We start from the raw sequence: 16,485 nt of genomic DNA, 5'->3' as shown, positions 1-16,485 counted from the left end.
TATGATTATGAACTTTTCTTCGGTGTTGCCAACTTTGTCTAAACCAGGGCTTTTGGTTATGGATGTTGATGCAACGCTTATTGAGGAAGAAGTTATCGATTTGCTCGGTGCAGAAGCTGGATGCGGCGATGAGCTTTCTGCGATTACAGCGCGAGCAATGCGTGGCGAAATTACTTTCGATACTTCCTTGCGTTCGCGCGTGAGTATGCTTCGCGATTTGAATATTGACGAGTGCAAAAAGCGTATTATTTCTAAAATTCATGTAACTAAAGGCGCGAATGTTTTAATTGACACGCTTCATGCGCACGGATGGAAAGTTGGCGCAGTTTCTGGCGGTTTTCATGAGATTTTGGACGAATTTTTGCCGAGTTTGAATATTGATTTTTGGGCGGCTCACCATTTAGAGTCTATTGACGGCAAGCTTACTGGCAACGTACTTGGAAATATTGTTAATGCTAATGCAAAAGTTGAAGCGCTTAGAACTTGGGCAACTAATCTTGGAATTGATCGCGAACAAACTGTTGTAGTGGGGGATGGAGCGAACGATATTTCAATGATTAAATTCGCTGGATTAGGCGTAGCTTTTTGCGCAAAACCAACAGTTCAAGCGGCTACTCCTTACTGCATTCTTACTCGCGATTTAAGCGCTGTCTTACGTTTTTTGAATGCGAATTAATACGTTTTTAAAAGTAAAAGTTGAGTAATGTACGTAGGCAATGTAAAATTGCGAATGATGATTAAAGATTAATGATTAAATTTTTTGTGAAAGTTCTGTATCTTTTAACCGCAGAGCTTAAATGTGTTGGTGAATCTTTCTATTGTTGAGTAAAATAAAGTTAATTTATGGGAGAGAGAGTGTGCATAAATACGGGAATTTATGCATTTAGGGTAGGGAGTGTAAGTTGAATTTACGAGAAGTTGCGCTTGAAGTTGCGCGTATTTTGGAAGATGTTGGTAAACATGCGTATCAGGATCAATTAAGCCCTCAAGATATGACGTCGATTGCGTTGGGTGATCCTAATAAATCTGAATCTGGTTTTGGCGATAAGCTCGTGCGTTTTATTCAAAATCGTTTGACTTATGTGAATCCTTTCCAAGGTTTTTGGCAAACTAAGCCGGAGCAGTGCAATCCAGGAGAACGTTTTTGGTGCGTTGGAAACGTTGACGGTGCTATTAATTTTAATCGCGATATGGCTGAGTGGACTCTTACGGTTTCGCTTTTTGAGTTTAACGATGAAGGCTCCGCTCGTCCGGTTCTTGGCGTTGTGCACGCTCCTGCGTTGGGATTGACTTATTTGGCTGCAAAGGGTCAGGGTGCTATTCGTATTCGTAGAACTCCGCAAGGAGAGAAGCGTGAGAAGATTACGCCTTCCACAACTTCTACTTTGCAAGGATCTGTGGTTTGTTATGGAATGTCTTATATACCTGGTGAATCTAAGCGCGCGCTTGACGTAGTCGCTTCTGTTGAAGAGGGCTGCCCTGCGGATATTAAGCGTATTGGACCTGCGTCGCTCGACTTGTGCAAGGTGGCAGATGGCACTTATGACGCTTATTTTGAGCCTCACTTGCATCATTGGGATATTCCAGCTGTTTCTGCTGGTGCCGTGGTTGTGCTAGAAGCGCAGGGTCAGGTTTGCCAGTGGGATGGAAACCCTATTCATTGGCGACGCGAAAATGACGTAGTTGCTTCTAACGGTTTGCTTATTAACGAGTTAAAGCCGTATCTTAAATAAGCAATATTCTTGCGTAAGTAACTAATATTCTTGCGTAAGTAGTTAATAGTCTTACGTAAGCAGTCAATAACATTACGCAAGTAACTCGTAGCCTTGCGTAAGCATTCAATTATCTTGCGGCGTATCGTAATTTTTTTTTCATAAATATTATGACGTCTTAACATGTAATTTATACGTATTCATGCGTGATTTGCGAATTATGTGATTTACGCTACACAAATTATTGCATGAAAAGGTTTGCAATGTATGAATAGTTGAGTACCATATAACTTGTACGAATGTCAGTTTGCACATTTTTATGCATGCTTGAAACGTATTAAGAGAGTATGAAGCGTTGTGTAAATAGCAAATTGGTATGAAACAAAGAGGCGAATGCTAATTTGTTTGGCTGCTGCATTATTGCATATTACAAGTTATGCATAAGCAGAAACATAAAGAAGACACATTATTGAAATGAGGAATAATGACGAAGAAGATTATGAGTGCGAAGCATCTTGCCGATTTGCAAAAGTCTATGCAAAAGTCGAGTAACAGCGTTATTTACGCGCCACTTTCTAAGAGCGTGTGCGCAGCTATGCTCGCAGGTGCTATGGTGCTCGGGGGGGGGTATTCGTTTCCTCGCCTGCCTATGCTGACGGTTATGTAGACGGCACTGGCAACAATGTTTATTACGGTTTCAAAACTGATGCAAAATATGCCGAGGCTCATTTCAACATTGACGTTGAATATTACGATACCTTTGAGCACGCCAAAGCTGGCGGTACTGAAGGCATAGACCCTCTTGGTAAATTTGTTCGCGTTCATTATCTTTCTAATTGCCACAACAATGCTACAGCTGACGATTGGCGATTCCGTCCAATGTGGTGGTTTGGTGTTCCTGCTGGTTTGAAAGATCCTCAAGATATTCAATTTAAGCGTATTGAAAAGTTAACAAAAAATGGCAAGGAGCAGGTTAAACCTGCTGGTTCTTCGCAATATATTACAACCGACGCAAACGGTTATGGCGTTGTTTCTGACAAACATTTTAATAGTCCTAAGGAATGGACTAATATTTCTAATTATTATTTTAGTGACGAAAATATTCTTGCCAGCAAAGGCTGGAAACAGCTTATGGGCTTGGGTACCAAAGACAATAAAGGCTACGATAATGCGGGCAATACCGCACAACAATGGGAAGAATACCAAAAGCAAACTCAAGGCCTTAAGGGTATTTTCGTAGACTGGGAGTCTGCTGGTCAGCGTTGGTATGACATGACTTACGTTTCCGAGATGGAAGACAATGCATGGAAAGAGCGTGACACCAATCCGCTTCGTTTTGCCGCTGGCGTTTACCGTTTTGCAGGTAACTGGCACTATGCGGTTGGTCAAAAGCACAATACGCCAAAGATTGCGGATTATTTGAAGCTTGCGTATCCAGAGGTTACAAAGGTTAAGAAGACTAACGCTTTAAGTGAAGCCGAGCAAAAGGCTATTAAAGAAAAAATTGAAAAAGCGAATGAAAACACCAAGTACTTCAAGGAATTAGTTGCTGATAATGGTGTTGTGGTAAATAAGGATGGCTCTGCAACTATCACTTTCAAAGACAAGACGACTCGCACGATTCCTGCAAGCCTTCTTGTTGCACAAGATGAATCCGACAGCGACAGATATAAGCCAGTTATGCCAGATCGCATACCTGTTGTAAAGCCTGATTCGTTAAGTGATGATGATAAAAAGGCTGTTATTGATGCGTTCAAGAAGGCGAACCCTGATAGCAGCGAATTTAGCAAGCATCTTGCCAAGGATAATGCTATTGCTTTCGATAAAGACGGCAAGAACCTTGTTGTGACTTACGAAGATGGCTCAAAAGCTACGATTCCTGCGTCTGAGCTTGTGTTCCAAGGGCCAAAAATCTCCGATTGGGCGCCTTACGTGGTACCTGATCCAATTGAGGTTGGGAATCTTTCTAGCTTGACTACAGAAGAGCAAAAGCAAGTAACCGATGCTTTTGATAAAGCAAACGCTGACTTGGATGTTTATAATGCAGCCAAGAAGGATGGCAAAACTCCTGTAAGCTTCGATAAAGACTTCAAGAACGCCATCATCACTTGGGCAGACGGTTCAACAACAGAGATTCCTTCTTGGCAATTCTTAAAGCAAAAGGCTGCTGAGGAAAATCCAACTCCAAAGCCGCCTGCTCCAACTCCTGCTGCTGAAAAAGAGTTCATCGTTGAACGTCCTGAACAACAATCAAGGGTTAATTTCGATCCCTTTAACGCTACACAAAAAGACGTAAATGATAATAAGACGCAGCTTGATGCTATTGTCTCTCAATTTATGAAGAAGCTTAAAGCTAAGGATGCTAAGAATCCTGATACGTCTGTAACAATCAAAGGTGTTGAATTTAAGATAGTAGAGGGTAAGGGCGTAGTAGTATTCCATGCTGACAACTACAAAGATGCTACATACCCAATGAGCGTATTCCTTAAGCAAATGGCAAATAAGCAAACGCCTCAGACACCTTCTACGGAAACTAAGACGGAAACTGACAAAGACAATCCAGGGAATACCTTTACTTATAAAGTTACAAAGACTGAGATTGAGGGTAATACACCAACTGTTCCAGAAGCTGTGAAGGCATTAAAGCAGTTTGTAAAAGACAATTACGATAATGTAACTGAAGATGATTTAGCTACTGTTGCAGACAGCGTTGAGGTTAAAAAAACTTGGACTCCAAAAGCCGGTACTAAGAATATGGGTCCTTACGGTGTATCTGGTAAGAATGGTGGACCGATGCTTAGTATCAGTTTACGCGATGATAAGGGTATCAAGGTTATTGGTCGTCCATGGGCTGACAACGATGATGGGGGAGATTGGGATTCTGCCTCGCAAACCGAATTGATTACCATCCAAGCTAACGATTTGTATGTTAAAAAGAACAGCTCTCAACCTCAAAAAGATAATACGATTGACAATCTAAAGCAGCAAGCTAAGGATTTGCTGAAGAAGCGCAAAGGTGCTCCTGACAATCTCACTAACGAAGATTTGAAGCGCGCTGGCATCGACAATCCTGATCAGTTGGATGATTCCAAGATCGATAGCATGGCTCAAGGTCAAACAGCCGAGAAGGACCTGCGCGATCTTATTCGCAAGCTCACCGATGCCAAGAAGGCTGAGCGCAAGTACAATCCAATTCCTGAGATTGAAGTTACCGACCCAGAAAATCTGTCTGAAGCTGATTTCAAGAAAGCTGCGGAAGCATTCTTGAAAGCCAATTACGATGGCACGGATTCACTAGCAGAAGATAAGGCGCCGTATAACGTTCCTACGAGTCTCACGCCAAAAACAGATACAGTTAAGATGGAGCTTAGCTCAACTTCTAATGCTAATGGCATTGCAAAGGTTACATATAAGAATAGTGATTTTACAACACTTGTGTTCCAGGATTCTGCTAATAATGATTTGTTCTCCGTTAAGGTAACTTATAAGAAGGCGGGAACCCCTGCGCCAACGCCTGATGCTGGTCAACTCCAGCAGATGAAGGATGATGCGAAGAAGCTTATCGACCGCAATCCAAAGCTTACTGAGGAGCAAAAAACCCAGTATAAGAATGAGATTGATAATGCTAAAGGTGCTGATGATATTCAGAATATTCTTAAGAAGGCCAACGAGCAGGCTGGCAAGAATAATGTAACTCCTGAACAGTTAAAGGAAAAAGAAAAGAAAGACAAAGAAAATAAGGAAAAAGAGCAGAAAAAAGAGGAAGATAAAAAGCAGGAGGACCAGAAGAAGCAAGAGCTACAGGATAAGAAAAAGAAAGCTTCTGATGCAATTGATGGTCTTGGCAATCTGACTCAAGATGAAAAGGATAAGCTCAAGGAAAAGCTGAATGGAAAGAGTGGGGATGCTACCAAGCCTGGTGCTAAGACTCCTGAAGAAGTTCAGCAGATTTTAGATGAAGCTAATAATCTTAATGAAGCGCACAAGGATGTTAGTGCTGGCGCGCTTCCGTTCCTAAGCCACGGCAATTCTAGTAGCGAGGACGATAAGGCTCTTAAGGAGTTAATTGGTTCTGATCCAAGCAAGAAGGATGCAGCACTCACTGCTTTGGAAGATGCTCTTGCAAAGAAGGATCCTGCTGCTACTGCAGAAGAGATTAAGAATGATCTTGACGCAGCCAAGCGCCAGAACGCAATTAACGAGCAGAATGCTAAGAATGCTGGTATTGCCAAGCTTGATGCTAAGAAGGCAGAACTTGATGCAGCATACAAGGCGTTGAATGATGAGCAGAAAGCAAAAGCTAAAGATAAGTATGAAGCTGCCACTAAGGCAATCGATGATGCCAAGAACACTGTTAACAGTGCAACAAAGCCTTCTGACATCAAGAATGCTGTTGATGGCGTGAAAACTTCGTTTGATGACGCAAACAAGGCAATCGAAGATGCTAAGGGCAAGCGCGATACTTCTCAGAACACATACGATGATCAGTCTGTACTTAATAAAGAAAAGGAAGATCAGAAGAAACGCATTCAAGATAGTGATCTTCCAGATGCTGAAAAGCAGAAGGCTATTGATGACATCAATGATGCAAAGAAGATTGGCGACCCAACTGCTATTGCTAATCGCGCTTTGAAGGCTAAGAAGATAGAGGATGCTAAGAAGCAGATTGCTGCGCTTGATCATTTGAACAATGCGCAGAAGGAAGCTTTCAAGAAGATTATTGAAGATACTGATGCTTCTGATCACAAGAACGCTGACGGTACAACTTCTGACGACATCGACGACGCGCTTGCCAATGCTACTGCAACCGATACTGCCATGGCTCGTCTTGAAAAGCTGAAAGAGATCGCTGATAAGTTCGCTAAGGGCGACAAGTATAAGGGTCTGCAAGAAGGCAATGAGCAAAAGAAAGCGTTTGACGATGCTGCTACTGCTGCTGGAGCCGTGCTAGACAAAGCTAATGGCGATCCTAAGGATGCGGATCAGGTTAATGAGCTGTATAAGGATCTTCTTAAGGCAATGCAGGATCTTGACAACACAGTTAAGGGCGTTGGTGTTAATACCGCTAATCTTCAGGCGGAAGTTGATAACGATAAGGCTCTTAAGCCAGACGCTACGGCAACTCCTGCAACTAAGGGTGATTCGGTTTATACCACCGCTTCTAAAGATAAGAAGGATGCGTTTGACGCGGCTTTGACTGAGGCTGAAGCTGCTTTGAAGACTGCTAACGAAGAGAATGAGAACGCGAAGAATCCTAACTCGACTCCTCTTACTCCTGAGCAGGAAGCTCAAAAGCAGAAGGCTGTTGACGACGCTCTTGACAAGCTCGTTAAGGCTCGCCTTGCTTTGGATGGTGTTAACACCAAGCCGTTGCAAGAAGAGATTGATAAGGATAGCAACGTTAAGAACTCAGATAGGTATACGTATTCTACTACGACGGAAAAGAAGACTGCGTTTGATCAGGCTCTTCAAGATGCTAAGGATCTTATCGATAAGCTAACTGGTACGAAGAAGGCTGCTGCAGGCGAGGAAGATGTAACAACTAAGACTCAAGCTGAAAAGCAGAAGCTTGTTGACGCTGCTCTTGCAAAGCTTAAGGCAGCTGAAGAGGCTCTTGACGGTAAGAAACCAACTCCTGGTTCTGGTTCTGAAGCTGGTTATGGTGTGAATGATAATGCGCCTACTACTGTGGATAAGGGTGAGTTGAATGTTCAGATTCAGGGTGCTGAGTCTGATTCACAGCCTGGAAATGCTGGTAATGGTAACGCTGGTGCTGGCGTAAACTCGGGTAATGCAGGTAACGCTGCTAACACCAATGCTGCCAACGCTAACGCTAATAATGCTAATGGCGCAAGTTCTGCTGCTGTGAACGCTGCGGTTGAAAGCAATCCGGCTGTGAAGCAGGCTGATGCTCAAGTTTCTAAGGCTCAGGCGGCTTTGGATGCTGCTTTGGCTGAGGCTAAGAAGGTTGCTGCTGATCCTAACGCAACTCAGGCTCAGGTTGATGCTGCGGCTAAGAAGCTTTCTGCTGCTCGTAAGGCTTTGGCGTCTGCTAAGGCTCATGCGGCTGATGTTCGTGCTTCTGTGCGCGCTCAGGTGTTGAAGAGTGGTAGTGTTGCTCAGCTTAGTAAGACTGGTAGTGACGTGTCTGTGTTTGGCTTGTTTGCTGCAACTCTTAGTGCTGCTGGTGCTGCGCTTTTCTCAGCTAAGCGTCGTGGTACTTCTCGCCACAGTAATAAGTAGAATATTTGCTAGCTGATCTGGTTATTGCAGATCAGCTAGTTTTAGAGCTGCTTAATGTTTGCTTAATTGTATTCAGTAAGTTTGCTGAGTATTGAGTTAATTAGCATAATGAAGTTAATGTAAAAGTGCCTCACTTTGCGTCTTTCTTTACTACGCAAAGTGAGGCATTTTTGTATGCGAATATTTTTATCTAACACGAATTGAAACAGTCGTGAAAATATGGGAGAATTACCACATGACTACAGTTATTATGCATACTTCTGAAGGCGATATAAAAATCAATTTGTTTGACAGTAAAGCGCCTGAAACCGTCAAAAATTTTGTTGGCTTAGCTACTGGTGAGCGCGAGTGGCTTGACTCATTCAGTGGAAAACCTTCGCATGAGCCATTCTACGATGGTTTAACTTTCCACCGCATCATTAAGGATTTCATGATTCAGGGTGGCTGCCCACTCGGCAATGGAACTGGCGGTCCTGGATACGAGTTTGACGATGAAATTGACGCATCCTTGAAGTTCGATAAGCCTTATTTGCTCGCTATGGCAAATGCTGGAAAGCGTCGCGGTCGTGACGGTCGTTTGCATGGCACTAACGGTTCGCAGTTCTTCATTACAACTGTGCCAACTCCATGGCTTGATGGCCACCATACAATTTTCGGCGAAGTTGCTGACGATGAATCGAAGGCGGTTGTCGATAAGCTCGAGGCTGTCGCAACGGATCGATCTGATGCTCCTCTTGAGCCTGTAGGTATTATTTCTATTGAAGTTTTGTGATTAAACGTTATTTGATTTAATACTCTTTAATATTCTTTAATACTAAAGTTCTTAATTGCTAATCCGACATTTTCTATACGCTTGTGTACAGAAAATGTCGGATTTTTGCTGTAAGGCGGCAGAAACTTTACAACGCATGCAACGGAAAGGTTGTATTAATAGAATTTAAATGCGGATATAAAGAAAGCGAGTCTTATAGCAAGCATAATAGCTCACTATAAAACTCGCTTTGGTTCATATCAACCTTCTTCTATTATTATTCGTTGTAAGTATTGTTATTGAAGCACTTGCAATTCAGTTTTTGCTTCCGCACTTCCGTACCTCATCATTTTATGCTTTCACGCTTTGATACAACGATGAGCCGGATTCTTGGAACTTTTTGCTCATCTCTTTCATACCATCGGCAATTGCCTGACTGCGTGCTTCTTCAACGAGCTGCTCCTGCTGAGCTGCTCCGCCAAAACGCTTACGAATATTTTGCGAAATAGCCATCGAGCAGAACTTTGGTCCGCACATCGAGCAGAAGTGCGCCATTTTTGCCGGTTCTGCAGGAAGTGTTTCGTCGTGGAAGGCGATTGCGGTATCTGGATCATAGCTTAAGTTGAACTGATCCAACCAGCGGAACTCAAAGCGAGCCTTACTGATTGCGTTGTCGCGATCCATAGCATGTGGATGATGCTTAGCAAGATCAGCTGCGTGGCAAGCGATCTTATACGCAATCACGCCTTGCTTCACGTCATCCTTGTTAGGCAACCCCAAATGTTCCTTAGGAGTCACATAGCAAAGCATTGCGGTGCCGTATCGCGCAATCTCCACGCCACCAATTGCGGAAGTAATGTGGTCATAGCCAGGTGCGGTATCCGTAGTCAAAGGACCAAGCGTATAGAATGGAGCATTCTGGCAAATTGCCTTTTCCATCTCAATATTCATACGCACAGTGTCGAATGGCACGTGACCAGGACCTTCAATCATCACCTGTACGTCATGCTTCCAAGCGATCTTCGTAAGCTCGCCAAGCGTCATAAGCTCGGAAAGCTGAGCCGCATCGTTAGCATCAGCCAAGCTACCTGGACGCAAACCATCACCCAAAGAGAATGCAACATCGTACTTTGCGAAAATCTCGCATAATTCTTCAAAGTGCGTATACAAGAAGCTCTCTTGATGATGTTGCAAGCACCATTCAGCCATAATTGAGCCACCACGAGAAACAATACCGGTTACGCGGTTTGCAGTAAGCGGCACGTAGCGAAGAAGCACGCCAGCGTGAATAGTCATGTAGTCAACGCCCTGCTCGCACTGCTCAATAACAGTGTCGCGGAAAAGCTCCCAGCTGAGCTTAGAAGCATCATCCTCAACCTTTTCCAAAGCCTGATACATTGGCACTGTTCCAATTGGCACAGGGGAGTTGCGCAAAATCCATTCGCGCGTTGTGTGAATATCGTTACCGGTGGAAAGATCCATAACGGTATCCGCACCCCACTTCGTGGCCCACGTAAGCTTTTCTACTTCTTCGTCGATAGATGACGTAACAGCAGAATTACCCATGTTTGCGTTGAGCTTAGTCAAGAAGCGCGAGCCAATAATCATAGGTTCAGCTTCAGGATGGTTAATATTGCAAGGAATTACAGCACGTCCGGCTGCAACTTCTTCGCGAACCAGCTCTACATCGCAATTTTCGCGCGTTGCAACATATTGCATTTCCGGAGTAGTGATTCCGTGGCGAGCGTACCACATTTGTGTAATCGGATGATCCGCGCCCTTCATTGGCTTATGCGTGCGTCCACGCCATTCCTTAGAAGCCTTACCACGCTTAATTGCGCGCTTGCCGTCGTCTTGAAGATTGCGCCTGCGACCCTCATATTCCACAACGTCACCGCGGTCGCGAATCCAGTCAAGGCGAAGCGGAGCCAAACCTTCCTTCGGATCGCACTTTGGACCTTCTGTATTGTAATCCTTAAAAGGCGGGTTAGGACCTACGCCAGGAGTATCCGAAAGCTTAATTTCCGTATAAGGAACTTCCAAATCATAAGAACCATATTCATACTCAAAATGAACTGGAGTTGTTTTGCGAATATGAGCTTTATCGCGCTGAGTGCATCCGCGAGCTGCAACGTCAACTCGCTGTTGTTTAGCTAATTTCGCAGCATCCTTTGCTTCTTTCGCATTAATAAAAGTTGGCTTCTTTTCTTGAGTTTCTGAAGATTTTGATTCAGAATTTTCTGCAACTATCACTCGCTTAGCGTAGCCGTGCTTTTCTTCACCTCGCACAGCTTTCCAATGTTCAACAAATTCACGCATAGTTGATTCTGGTGTTTCTGAAGAATACAATGCTTCAGAAACGAACCATCCTGCAGCCTTGGTGTGAGCGATTGTATCGATATCGTCGAGTGCAGTTCTTCCGCCAACTAGAACTGGAAAATCACTTGCGGAACAAATCGTATTAATTTTCGCTTCGTCCAGCGTTGTGTGATTTGCTTCCAATTCGTAAGCGGCAGTAGTGCTTTCGCATCCTTCTTCAGGATTGCGCATTGCTGTTACGCAAATGTAATCAATGCATCCATCTGGAAGTTCGTTTATTACTTTAACTAAGCTTTCGGTTTCAACAGATAAGCCGATTACAGCATCTTCGCCAAGAAGAGCGCGAGCCTCTCTAGGCTCCATGTCGCTTTGTGCTAAATGCACTCCGTCAACTTTGATGCTTTGATTGCGAGCTTGCCAAACGACATCAACACGCTCGTCGATAACAAAAGTTACAGAATCGCATTTGTTATTGTCTTCGATGATTTGTGCAATATCGCGTGCAATAGTAGTGATTTCTTTAGCGTTTTCATTGTTGCAATGAAGACGAATAAAAGTCGCTCCAGCGCGCAAAGCATCATCGACAATATCGGTAAGCGGACGATTATTACAAGCTTGTGGGTCTGCAATAAAGCAGGCGCTTAGATTAAATTGATTACGCATTGATGCGTACGGATAATTCGATGTCATACTAAAATCGTTGCTCCCTACGTTGTATTAACTAACAGGTTCGAAGGGTTAGGCAAACTAATACCATCTCAGCCTTCTTTCGAAAGCACCCCTGCAAAATGTCGAATTACCAGCAAGTTTACACGATTATGTGCATTTAATTGGTGGTGGGTATGTTGCGAATTTCTTTAGCGTTCGTGATGATTGATTGCGCGTGAAATAAAATCTCCCAAGCTTTGCACAATCTGCACGAGAATAATACAAAGGATAACAGCAACTGTCATCACATCGTATTGATAACGCTGGTATCCGTATCGTATTGCAATGTCTCCGAGTCCGCCTGCGCCAACTGTTCCAGCCATTGCGGAGAATCCAAAAAGCGTAATAAATGTAAGCGCAGCTCCGCGAATTAGCGAAGGTAAAGCTTCCCACAGCAACACTTTGCAAACAATTTGCAATTTGCTTGCTCCAAAGCTTTGTGCTGCTTCAATTAAGCTTCCGTCAACTTCGGCTAAAGATTGTTCAACTACTCTAGCAACGAATGGTGCAGCCGTAATCACCAGAGGCACAATAGCCCCAGGAACTCCCAAAGAAGTGCCAACTATGAGACGAGTGAAAGGAATTATTGCAACTAATAAAATAATAAACGGCACAGAACGCACGATGTTAACAATCCAGCCTAGAACTGCGTTAATTGGCGCGTTGGGGCAAATGCCTTTTTTGTTTGATGTAATGAGAAGTACGCCAACTGGAAGTCCAATAAGGTATGCAAAAAGTGTTGCAACTGATGTCATTACGAGTGTGTCTTGCACGCCTTCAATAAGTAAGTTGCCGTAGTCGTTAAAAAATTGTGTAGCAGCTTCTAACATTGTTATTTCACCTCGTTGGTAAGCGCGTTTGTTTGTTCGTCTGTTTGTGCGTTTTCTGGCTTATTGTTAAGCTCGCTTGCAATCGTGCTTGTAATTTTAGCGCGATGATTTTCCTGTTTTTCATCTGCAATAAGAGTTCGCAAAATATCGCTTTGTGGATTTGCAAAAAGCGTATCAGTGTCACCTAATTCCACAATGCGTCCGCCATCAATCATTGCAACTCGGTCGCAAATATTTCGTGCTACAGCCAGCGAATGCGTAATAATAACAAGCGTTACGTTGAGTTCGCGGTTAATTCGGCTCAATAAATCAAGGATTTGCGCAGTAGTTGTGGAGTCAAGTGCGCTTGTTGCTTCGTCGCAAAGCATAATCGACGGATTATTCGCCAATGCTCGTGCAATTGCTACGCGCTGCTGCTGTCCGCCTGAAAGCTGGCTAGGGTAGCGGTTTGCAAAATCTTGTAAACCAACTAAGTCAAGTAAGTAGTTTGCGCGTTCTTCTCGTTCCTTTTTTGCAGTGTGATTCAGCTCTAATGGGAAAGTGACGTTTCGCAATACTGTACGCTGCTGGAAAAGGCTAAAATTCTGGAAAATCATGCCAATATTAGTGCGTACTTTTGCAAGTTCTTTATCTTTTACTTCGCTAATATCATTTCCGTCAATAATAATTTTGCCGGAAGTTGGTCGCTCAAGCAGATTCATGCAACGAACTAGCGAAGACTTTCCTGCACCAGAAGAACCAAGGATTCCGAATACTTCTCCCGATTCAATAGTCAGATTAATGTCGTGTAATGCTTCGTTCGCTTTGCTACCTTTGCCGTAGCTTTTGTGAAGATGTTCGATCTGAATCATGCTTTTCCTTAACAGATTATTGCTTTCTGTGTGAAATATACTTCGTTACTAACTAGAGTTACTAACTAGAGTTACTAACTAGCGTCATTAACTAGATTATTAACCAGCACGCACATTACGTATATTACACGCTTATAAAATAATGCCGCAAAGCATACACGAAGCATACACATGCGGCATTAGGTGGCTACATTGTGAGTATTTTTTAGAAAACAGGGAGCACAGCGCCTTTGTAAGTTTTAGTAATATAGTCGCGCACTTCGCTTGTCTTCAAAGCTTTGAGTAAGGCTTTGATTTTTGCAAACTTTTCAGAGCCCTTCTTTACTACAATAATATTTTCATAAGTTTTAGCCGCAATGCCTCCAACTTTTTCTGAAGTAAGTGGGTCTTTAGTTGGGTTAAAACCAGCTTGAATAGCGTAATTGCCGTTCATGGCAGCAAGATCCACATCCTTAATGGCAGTAGGAACTGTTGCCGCTTCAAGTTCTTTAAACTTCAAATTCTTAGGATTCTCAGTAATATCTTTTGTAGTAGCGTTAATATCCTTTGGATTCTTCAACTTAATCAATCCGGCATCTTGCAAAAGAAGCAATGCGCGAGCCTCATTAGTAGGATCATTTGGAACTGCAACAGTTGCTCCGTTTGCTAATGCTTTAATCGTCTTGGTTTTTCCTGGATACAATCCAAATGGTTCAAAATGAATTCCACCTACTGAAACAAGGTGAGTTCCCTTTTCCTTATTAAAGTTGTCAAGATAAGGCAAATGCTGATAGTAGTTTGCGTCAACTTCGCCTTCTTCAGTAGCTGTATTTGGCTGCACGTAGTCAGTAAATTCCTTTACTACTAGCTTGTAGCCTTCTTTTTGCAAGATTGGCTTTACAACTTTATTTAAGATTTCAGAATGCGGGGTAGGTGAAGCTGCAACAGTAATGGTCTTGTCATCCTTTGCGCCTGCTTTTGAGCTACCGCAGCCACTTAAAGTGAAAGTCGCTAATGCTGCCAGTGCTGTAATTGATGCAATAACTTTAATTTTTCGCATATTTCCTGCTCCTTGTTCGGTGAAATTTGTTTAAAGTTAAATCCCCTTCGCGAGTAACGAATTATCAATATAGGCGAGAAAAATCAATAATTCTACACTTTGCTTATTAGTATTATTTATGACGTGTTAATAATTCGCATACTTGCAGTGTGGAAAGAGAAAAAATAAGTTTTTCAACACGTCGCTTACTTGCAATGAAGCTATCTACTAGACTGTAATGTATGAGTTTTTTGCGATTGGCGTTAGCGCAGATAGATACCTGCGTTGGGAACATTGATAGCAACGTTGAAAAAGTTTTGAAGTATGCTGCGCGCGCAAAGCAGTCGGGTGCTCGCATGGTTGTGTTTCCTGAGATGACTTTGACTGGGTATCCTATTGAAGACCTCGCCTTGCGTGCCACGTTCCGCACAACTGCACAAAAAGCTGCAGACTTGCTTGCAACAAAACTTGCGGAAGAAGGCTTGGGGGAGCTTTACGTAGTAGTTGGAACTGTTGGCTTTGACGAGTCTGCTGGAAAGCCTCGAAACAGGCTTCTCGTATTGCATGAAGGTAAATCTGTGTTGCAATACGACAAGCATTTCTTGCCAAATTATGGTGTTTTTGACGAGTTTCGTATTTTCTCTTCTGGCAATAAGTGTGAGCTGCTGGAAGTAGATGGAATGCGTCTAGGTTTTGCTATTTGCGAAGATATTTGGCAAGACGGCGGTCCTGTTGCGCGTTTGGCAAAACTTGGTATCGATGCGCTAATAACTATGAACGGTTCTCCATATGAGGAAGGTAAAACTCATGTGCGCTTGAGTTTGGCTCAAAAGCGCGCTGTTGAAGTCAATGCGCCAGTCGTATATGTGAACCAAGTCGGCGGCCAAGATGATTTGGTTTTTGACGGTGGAAGTTTTGTTGTTGATGCTGACGGAACTTTACTTGAACGCTCGGCAATGTTTGATGAAGATTTGTCGTTTGTTGATTTTGATAACTCGCTGAAAAAGCAGAAAGTTTCAAGCATTGCTCCAAAACTTGACGCAGACGAAGAAGTGTATTGTGCGTGTGTTGTAGGTCTTAGAGATTACATGCGTAAGAATGGTTTTAAGGGTGTGTGCTTAGGACTTTCTGGAGGAATTGATTCTGCTTTAGTAGCTACTATGGCTGCCGATGCTTGCGGTGGAGCAAATGTGTATGGCATTTCTATGCCAAGCATGTACTCTTCGGACGGTTCTAAAGACGATGCGCGCGATTTAGCAGAGCGAATTGGCGCTCACTATGATGTGCAACCAATTGAACCGCTTTTTAAAGCTTTCCAATCGCAACTTTCATTAGAAGGTGTTGCAGCAGAAAACTTGCAAGCTCGCGTTCGTGGCGTAATCGTAATGGCTTACTCGAATTCGCGCGGTGTTTTGGCGCTCGCAACTGGTAATAAATCGGAGCTTGCTTGCGGATATTCTACTATCTATGGCGATGCGGTAGGAGGGTATGCTCCTATTAAGGATTTGTTTAAGACGCGCGTTTGGGCACTTTCTCGTTGGAGGAATCGCGCTGCGAATGCTGGAGTAGGCATTGGTATGCTGCCAATTGTTGGATATGAGGATTCTGAGCAAACAGAAGTTACGAAAGCGAAAGCTCCGCAAGATGGTGTGCTTATTCCGGTTAATTCTATTATTAAGCCTCCGAGTGCAGAGTTGCGTCCAGGGCAAAAGGATTCTGATTCTTTACCTGAGTACGATTTGCTTGATCGTGTTTTAGAGGCTCATATTGAGCTTGCTCATGGTAGAGCGGATTTGCTTGAAGATGGTTTTGACGAGCATACTGTTGACACGGTTATGCGTTTAGTTGATCGCGCAGAATGGAAGCGCAGGCAGTATCCGCTTGGACCAAAAGTAAGTGCTATTGCTTTTGGCAGGGATCGCAGAATGCCTGTTACCACAGCTTTTCGTGAATAAATGTGATATATTTCACTAGATTTTTTGCAAAACTACTCGTGTATGCGTTTACTTATGCTCTAACATTGTTATTAAGGCAGCGTGAAGATGCGTTGCGG

The 16,485-nt window shown here is 43.3% G+C and carries 10 protein-coding genes and 1 riboswitch; of the genes, 6 read left to right on the top strand and 4 right to left on the bottom strand.

The window, feature by feature from the left end:
* The first annotated feature begins 1 nt into the window (after position 1).
* The 5 genes from serB (at position 2) to K9E37_RS01085 (ending at position 8,727) form a co-directional block, all read left to right on the top strand.
* Entirely contained in the window at positions 2–676 is a 675-nt protein-coding gene (gene serB, locus K9E37_RS01100) for a phosphoserine phosphatase SerB (RefSeq protein WP_174182566.1), read from the top strand.
* Between the two features lie 226 nt (positions 677–902).
* Entirely contained in the window at positions 903–1,733 is an 831-nt protein-coding gene (locus K9E37_RS01095; protein WP_004108666.1) for an inositol monophosphatase family protein, read from the top strand.
* Positions 1,734–2,196: 463 nt separating this feature from the next.
* Positions 2,197–2,379, top strand: coding sequence for a hypothetical protein (locus tag K9E37_RS06455; protein WP_285089559.1), 183 nt, complete (start codon positions 2,197–2,199; stop codon positions 2,377–2,379).
* Complete coding sequence (locus tag K9E37_RS01090; RefSeq protein WP_338085948.1) at positions 2,298–7,955, top strand: MiiA motif-containing surface protein; 5,658 nt, start codon at positions 2,298–2,300, stop codon at positions 7,953–7,955. The genes K9E37_RS06455 and K9E37_RS01090 overlap by 82 nt, the downstream gene beginning before the upstream one ends.
* Before the next feature lie 235 nt (positions 7,956–8,190).
* Positions 8,191–8,727 (top strand): peptidylprolyl isomerase, encoded by a 537-nt coding sequence (locus K9E37_RS01085; RefSeq protein ID WP_004108678.1) that lies wholly within the window; start codon positions 8,191–8,193, stop codon positions 8,725–8,727.
* 330 nt (positions 8,728–9,057) lie between these two features.
* On the opposite strand, the gene thiC is transcribed toward K9E37_RS01085, so the two are convergent.
* The 4 genes from thiC to K9E37_RS01065 all read right to left on the bottom strand — a co-directional run bounded on the left by thiC (position 9,058) and on the right by K9E37_RS01065 (position 14,453).
* Positions 9,058–11,715: a phosphomethylpyrimidine synthase ThiC gene (thiC, locus tag K9E37_RS01080; protein ID WP_248893392.1), complete on the bottom strand. Its 2,658-nt coding sequence runs from the start codon at positions 11,713–11,715 to the stop codon at positions 9,058–9,060.
* Positions 11,713–11,818: riboswitch (TPP riboswitch) on the bottom strand. (Overlaps the previous gene by 3 nt.)
* Before the next feature lie 64 nt (positions 11,819–11,882).
* Positions 11,883–12,563 (bottom strand): methionine ABC transporter permease, encoded by a 681-nt coding sequence (locus tag K9E37_RS01075; protein WP_004108684.1) that lies wholly within the window; start codon positions 12,561–12,563, stop codon positions 11,883–11,885.
* A gap of 2 nt (positions 12,564–12,565) precedes the next feature.
* Positions 12,566–13,414, bottom strand: coding sequence for a methionine ABC transporter ATP-binding protein (locus tag K9E37_RS01070; RefSeq protein WP_004108686.1), 849 nt, complete (start codon positions 13,412–13,414; stop codon positions 12,566–12,568).
* Positions 13,415–13,619: 205 nt separating this feature from the next.
* Complete coding sequence (locus K9E37_RS01065) at positions 13,620–14,453, bottom strand: MetQ/NlpA family ABC transporter substrate-binding protein (RefSeq protein WP_004106340.1); 834 nt, start codon at positions 14,451–14,453, stop codon at positions 13,620–13,622.
* Positions 14,454–14,674: 221 nt separating this feature from the next.
* On the opposite strand from K9E37_RS01065, the gene K9E37_RS01060 reads away from it, so the two are divergent.
* Entirely contained in the window at positions 14,675–16,387 is a 1,713-nt protein-coding gene (locus K9E37_RS01060) for an NAD+ synthase (protein ID WP_004108689.1), read from the top strand.
* Positions 16,388–16,485 lie beyond the last annotated feature (98 nt).

This window comes from Gardnerella swidsinskii, assembly GCF_023277705.1.
Taxonomy (GTDB): Bacteria; Actinomycetota; Actinomycetes; order Actinomycetales; family Bifidobacteriaceae; genus Bifidobacterium; species Bifidobacterium swidsinskii.
This window is presented reverse-complemented; position numbering and strand designations above follow the sequence as displayed.

Excerpts from the sequence above, each read along its gene's own strand:
- K9E37_RS01075 (WP_004108684.1), bottom strand. The coding sequence starts at position 12,563 with ATGTTAGAAGCTGCTACACAATTTTTTAACGACTACGGCAACTTACTT.
- K9E37_RS01065 (WP_004106340.1), bottom strand. The coding sequence starts at position 14,453 with ATGCGAAAAATTAAAGTTATTGCATCAATTACAGCACTGGCAGCATTA.
- K9E37_RS01085 (WP_004108678.1), top strand. The coding sequence starts at position 8,191 with ATGACTACAGTTATTATGCATACTTCTGAAGGCGATATAAAAATCAAT.
- thiC (WP_248893392.1), bottom strand. The coding sequence starts at position 11,715 with ATGACATCGAATTATCCGTACGCATCAATGCGTAATCAATTTAATCTA.
- serB (WP_174182566.1), top strand. The coding sequence starts at position 2 with ATGATTATGAACTTTTCTTCGGTGTTGCCAACTTTGTCTAAACCAGGG.
- K9E37_RS01060 (WP_004108689.1), top strand. The coding sequence starts at position 14,675 with ATGAGTTTTTTGCGATTGGCGTTAGCGCAGATAGATACCTGCGTTGGG.
- K9E37_RS06455 (WP_285089559.1), top strand. The coding sequence starts at position 2,197 with ATGACGAAGAAGATTATGAGTGCGAAGCATCTTGCCGATTTGCAAAAG.
- K9E37_RS01070 (WP_004108686.1), bottom strand. The coding sequence starts at position 13,414 with ATGATTCAGATCGAACATCTTCACAAAAGCTACGGCAAAGGTAGCAAA.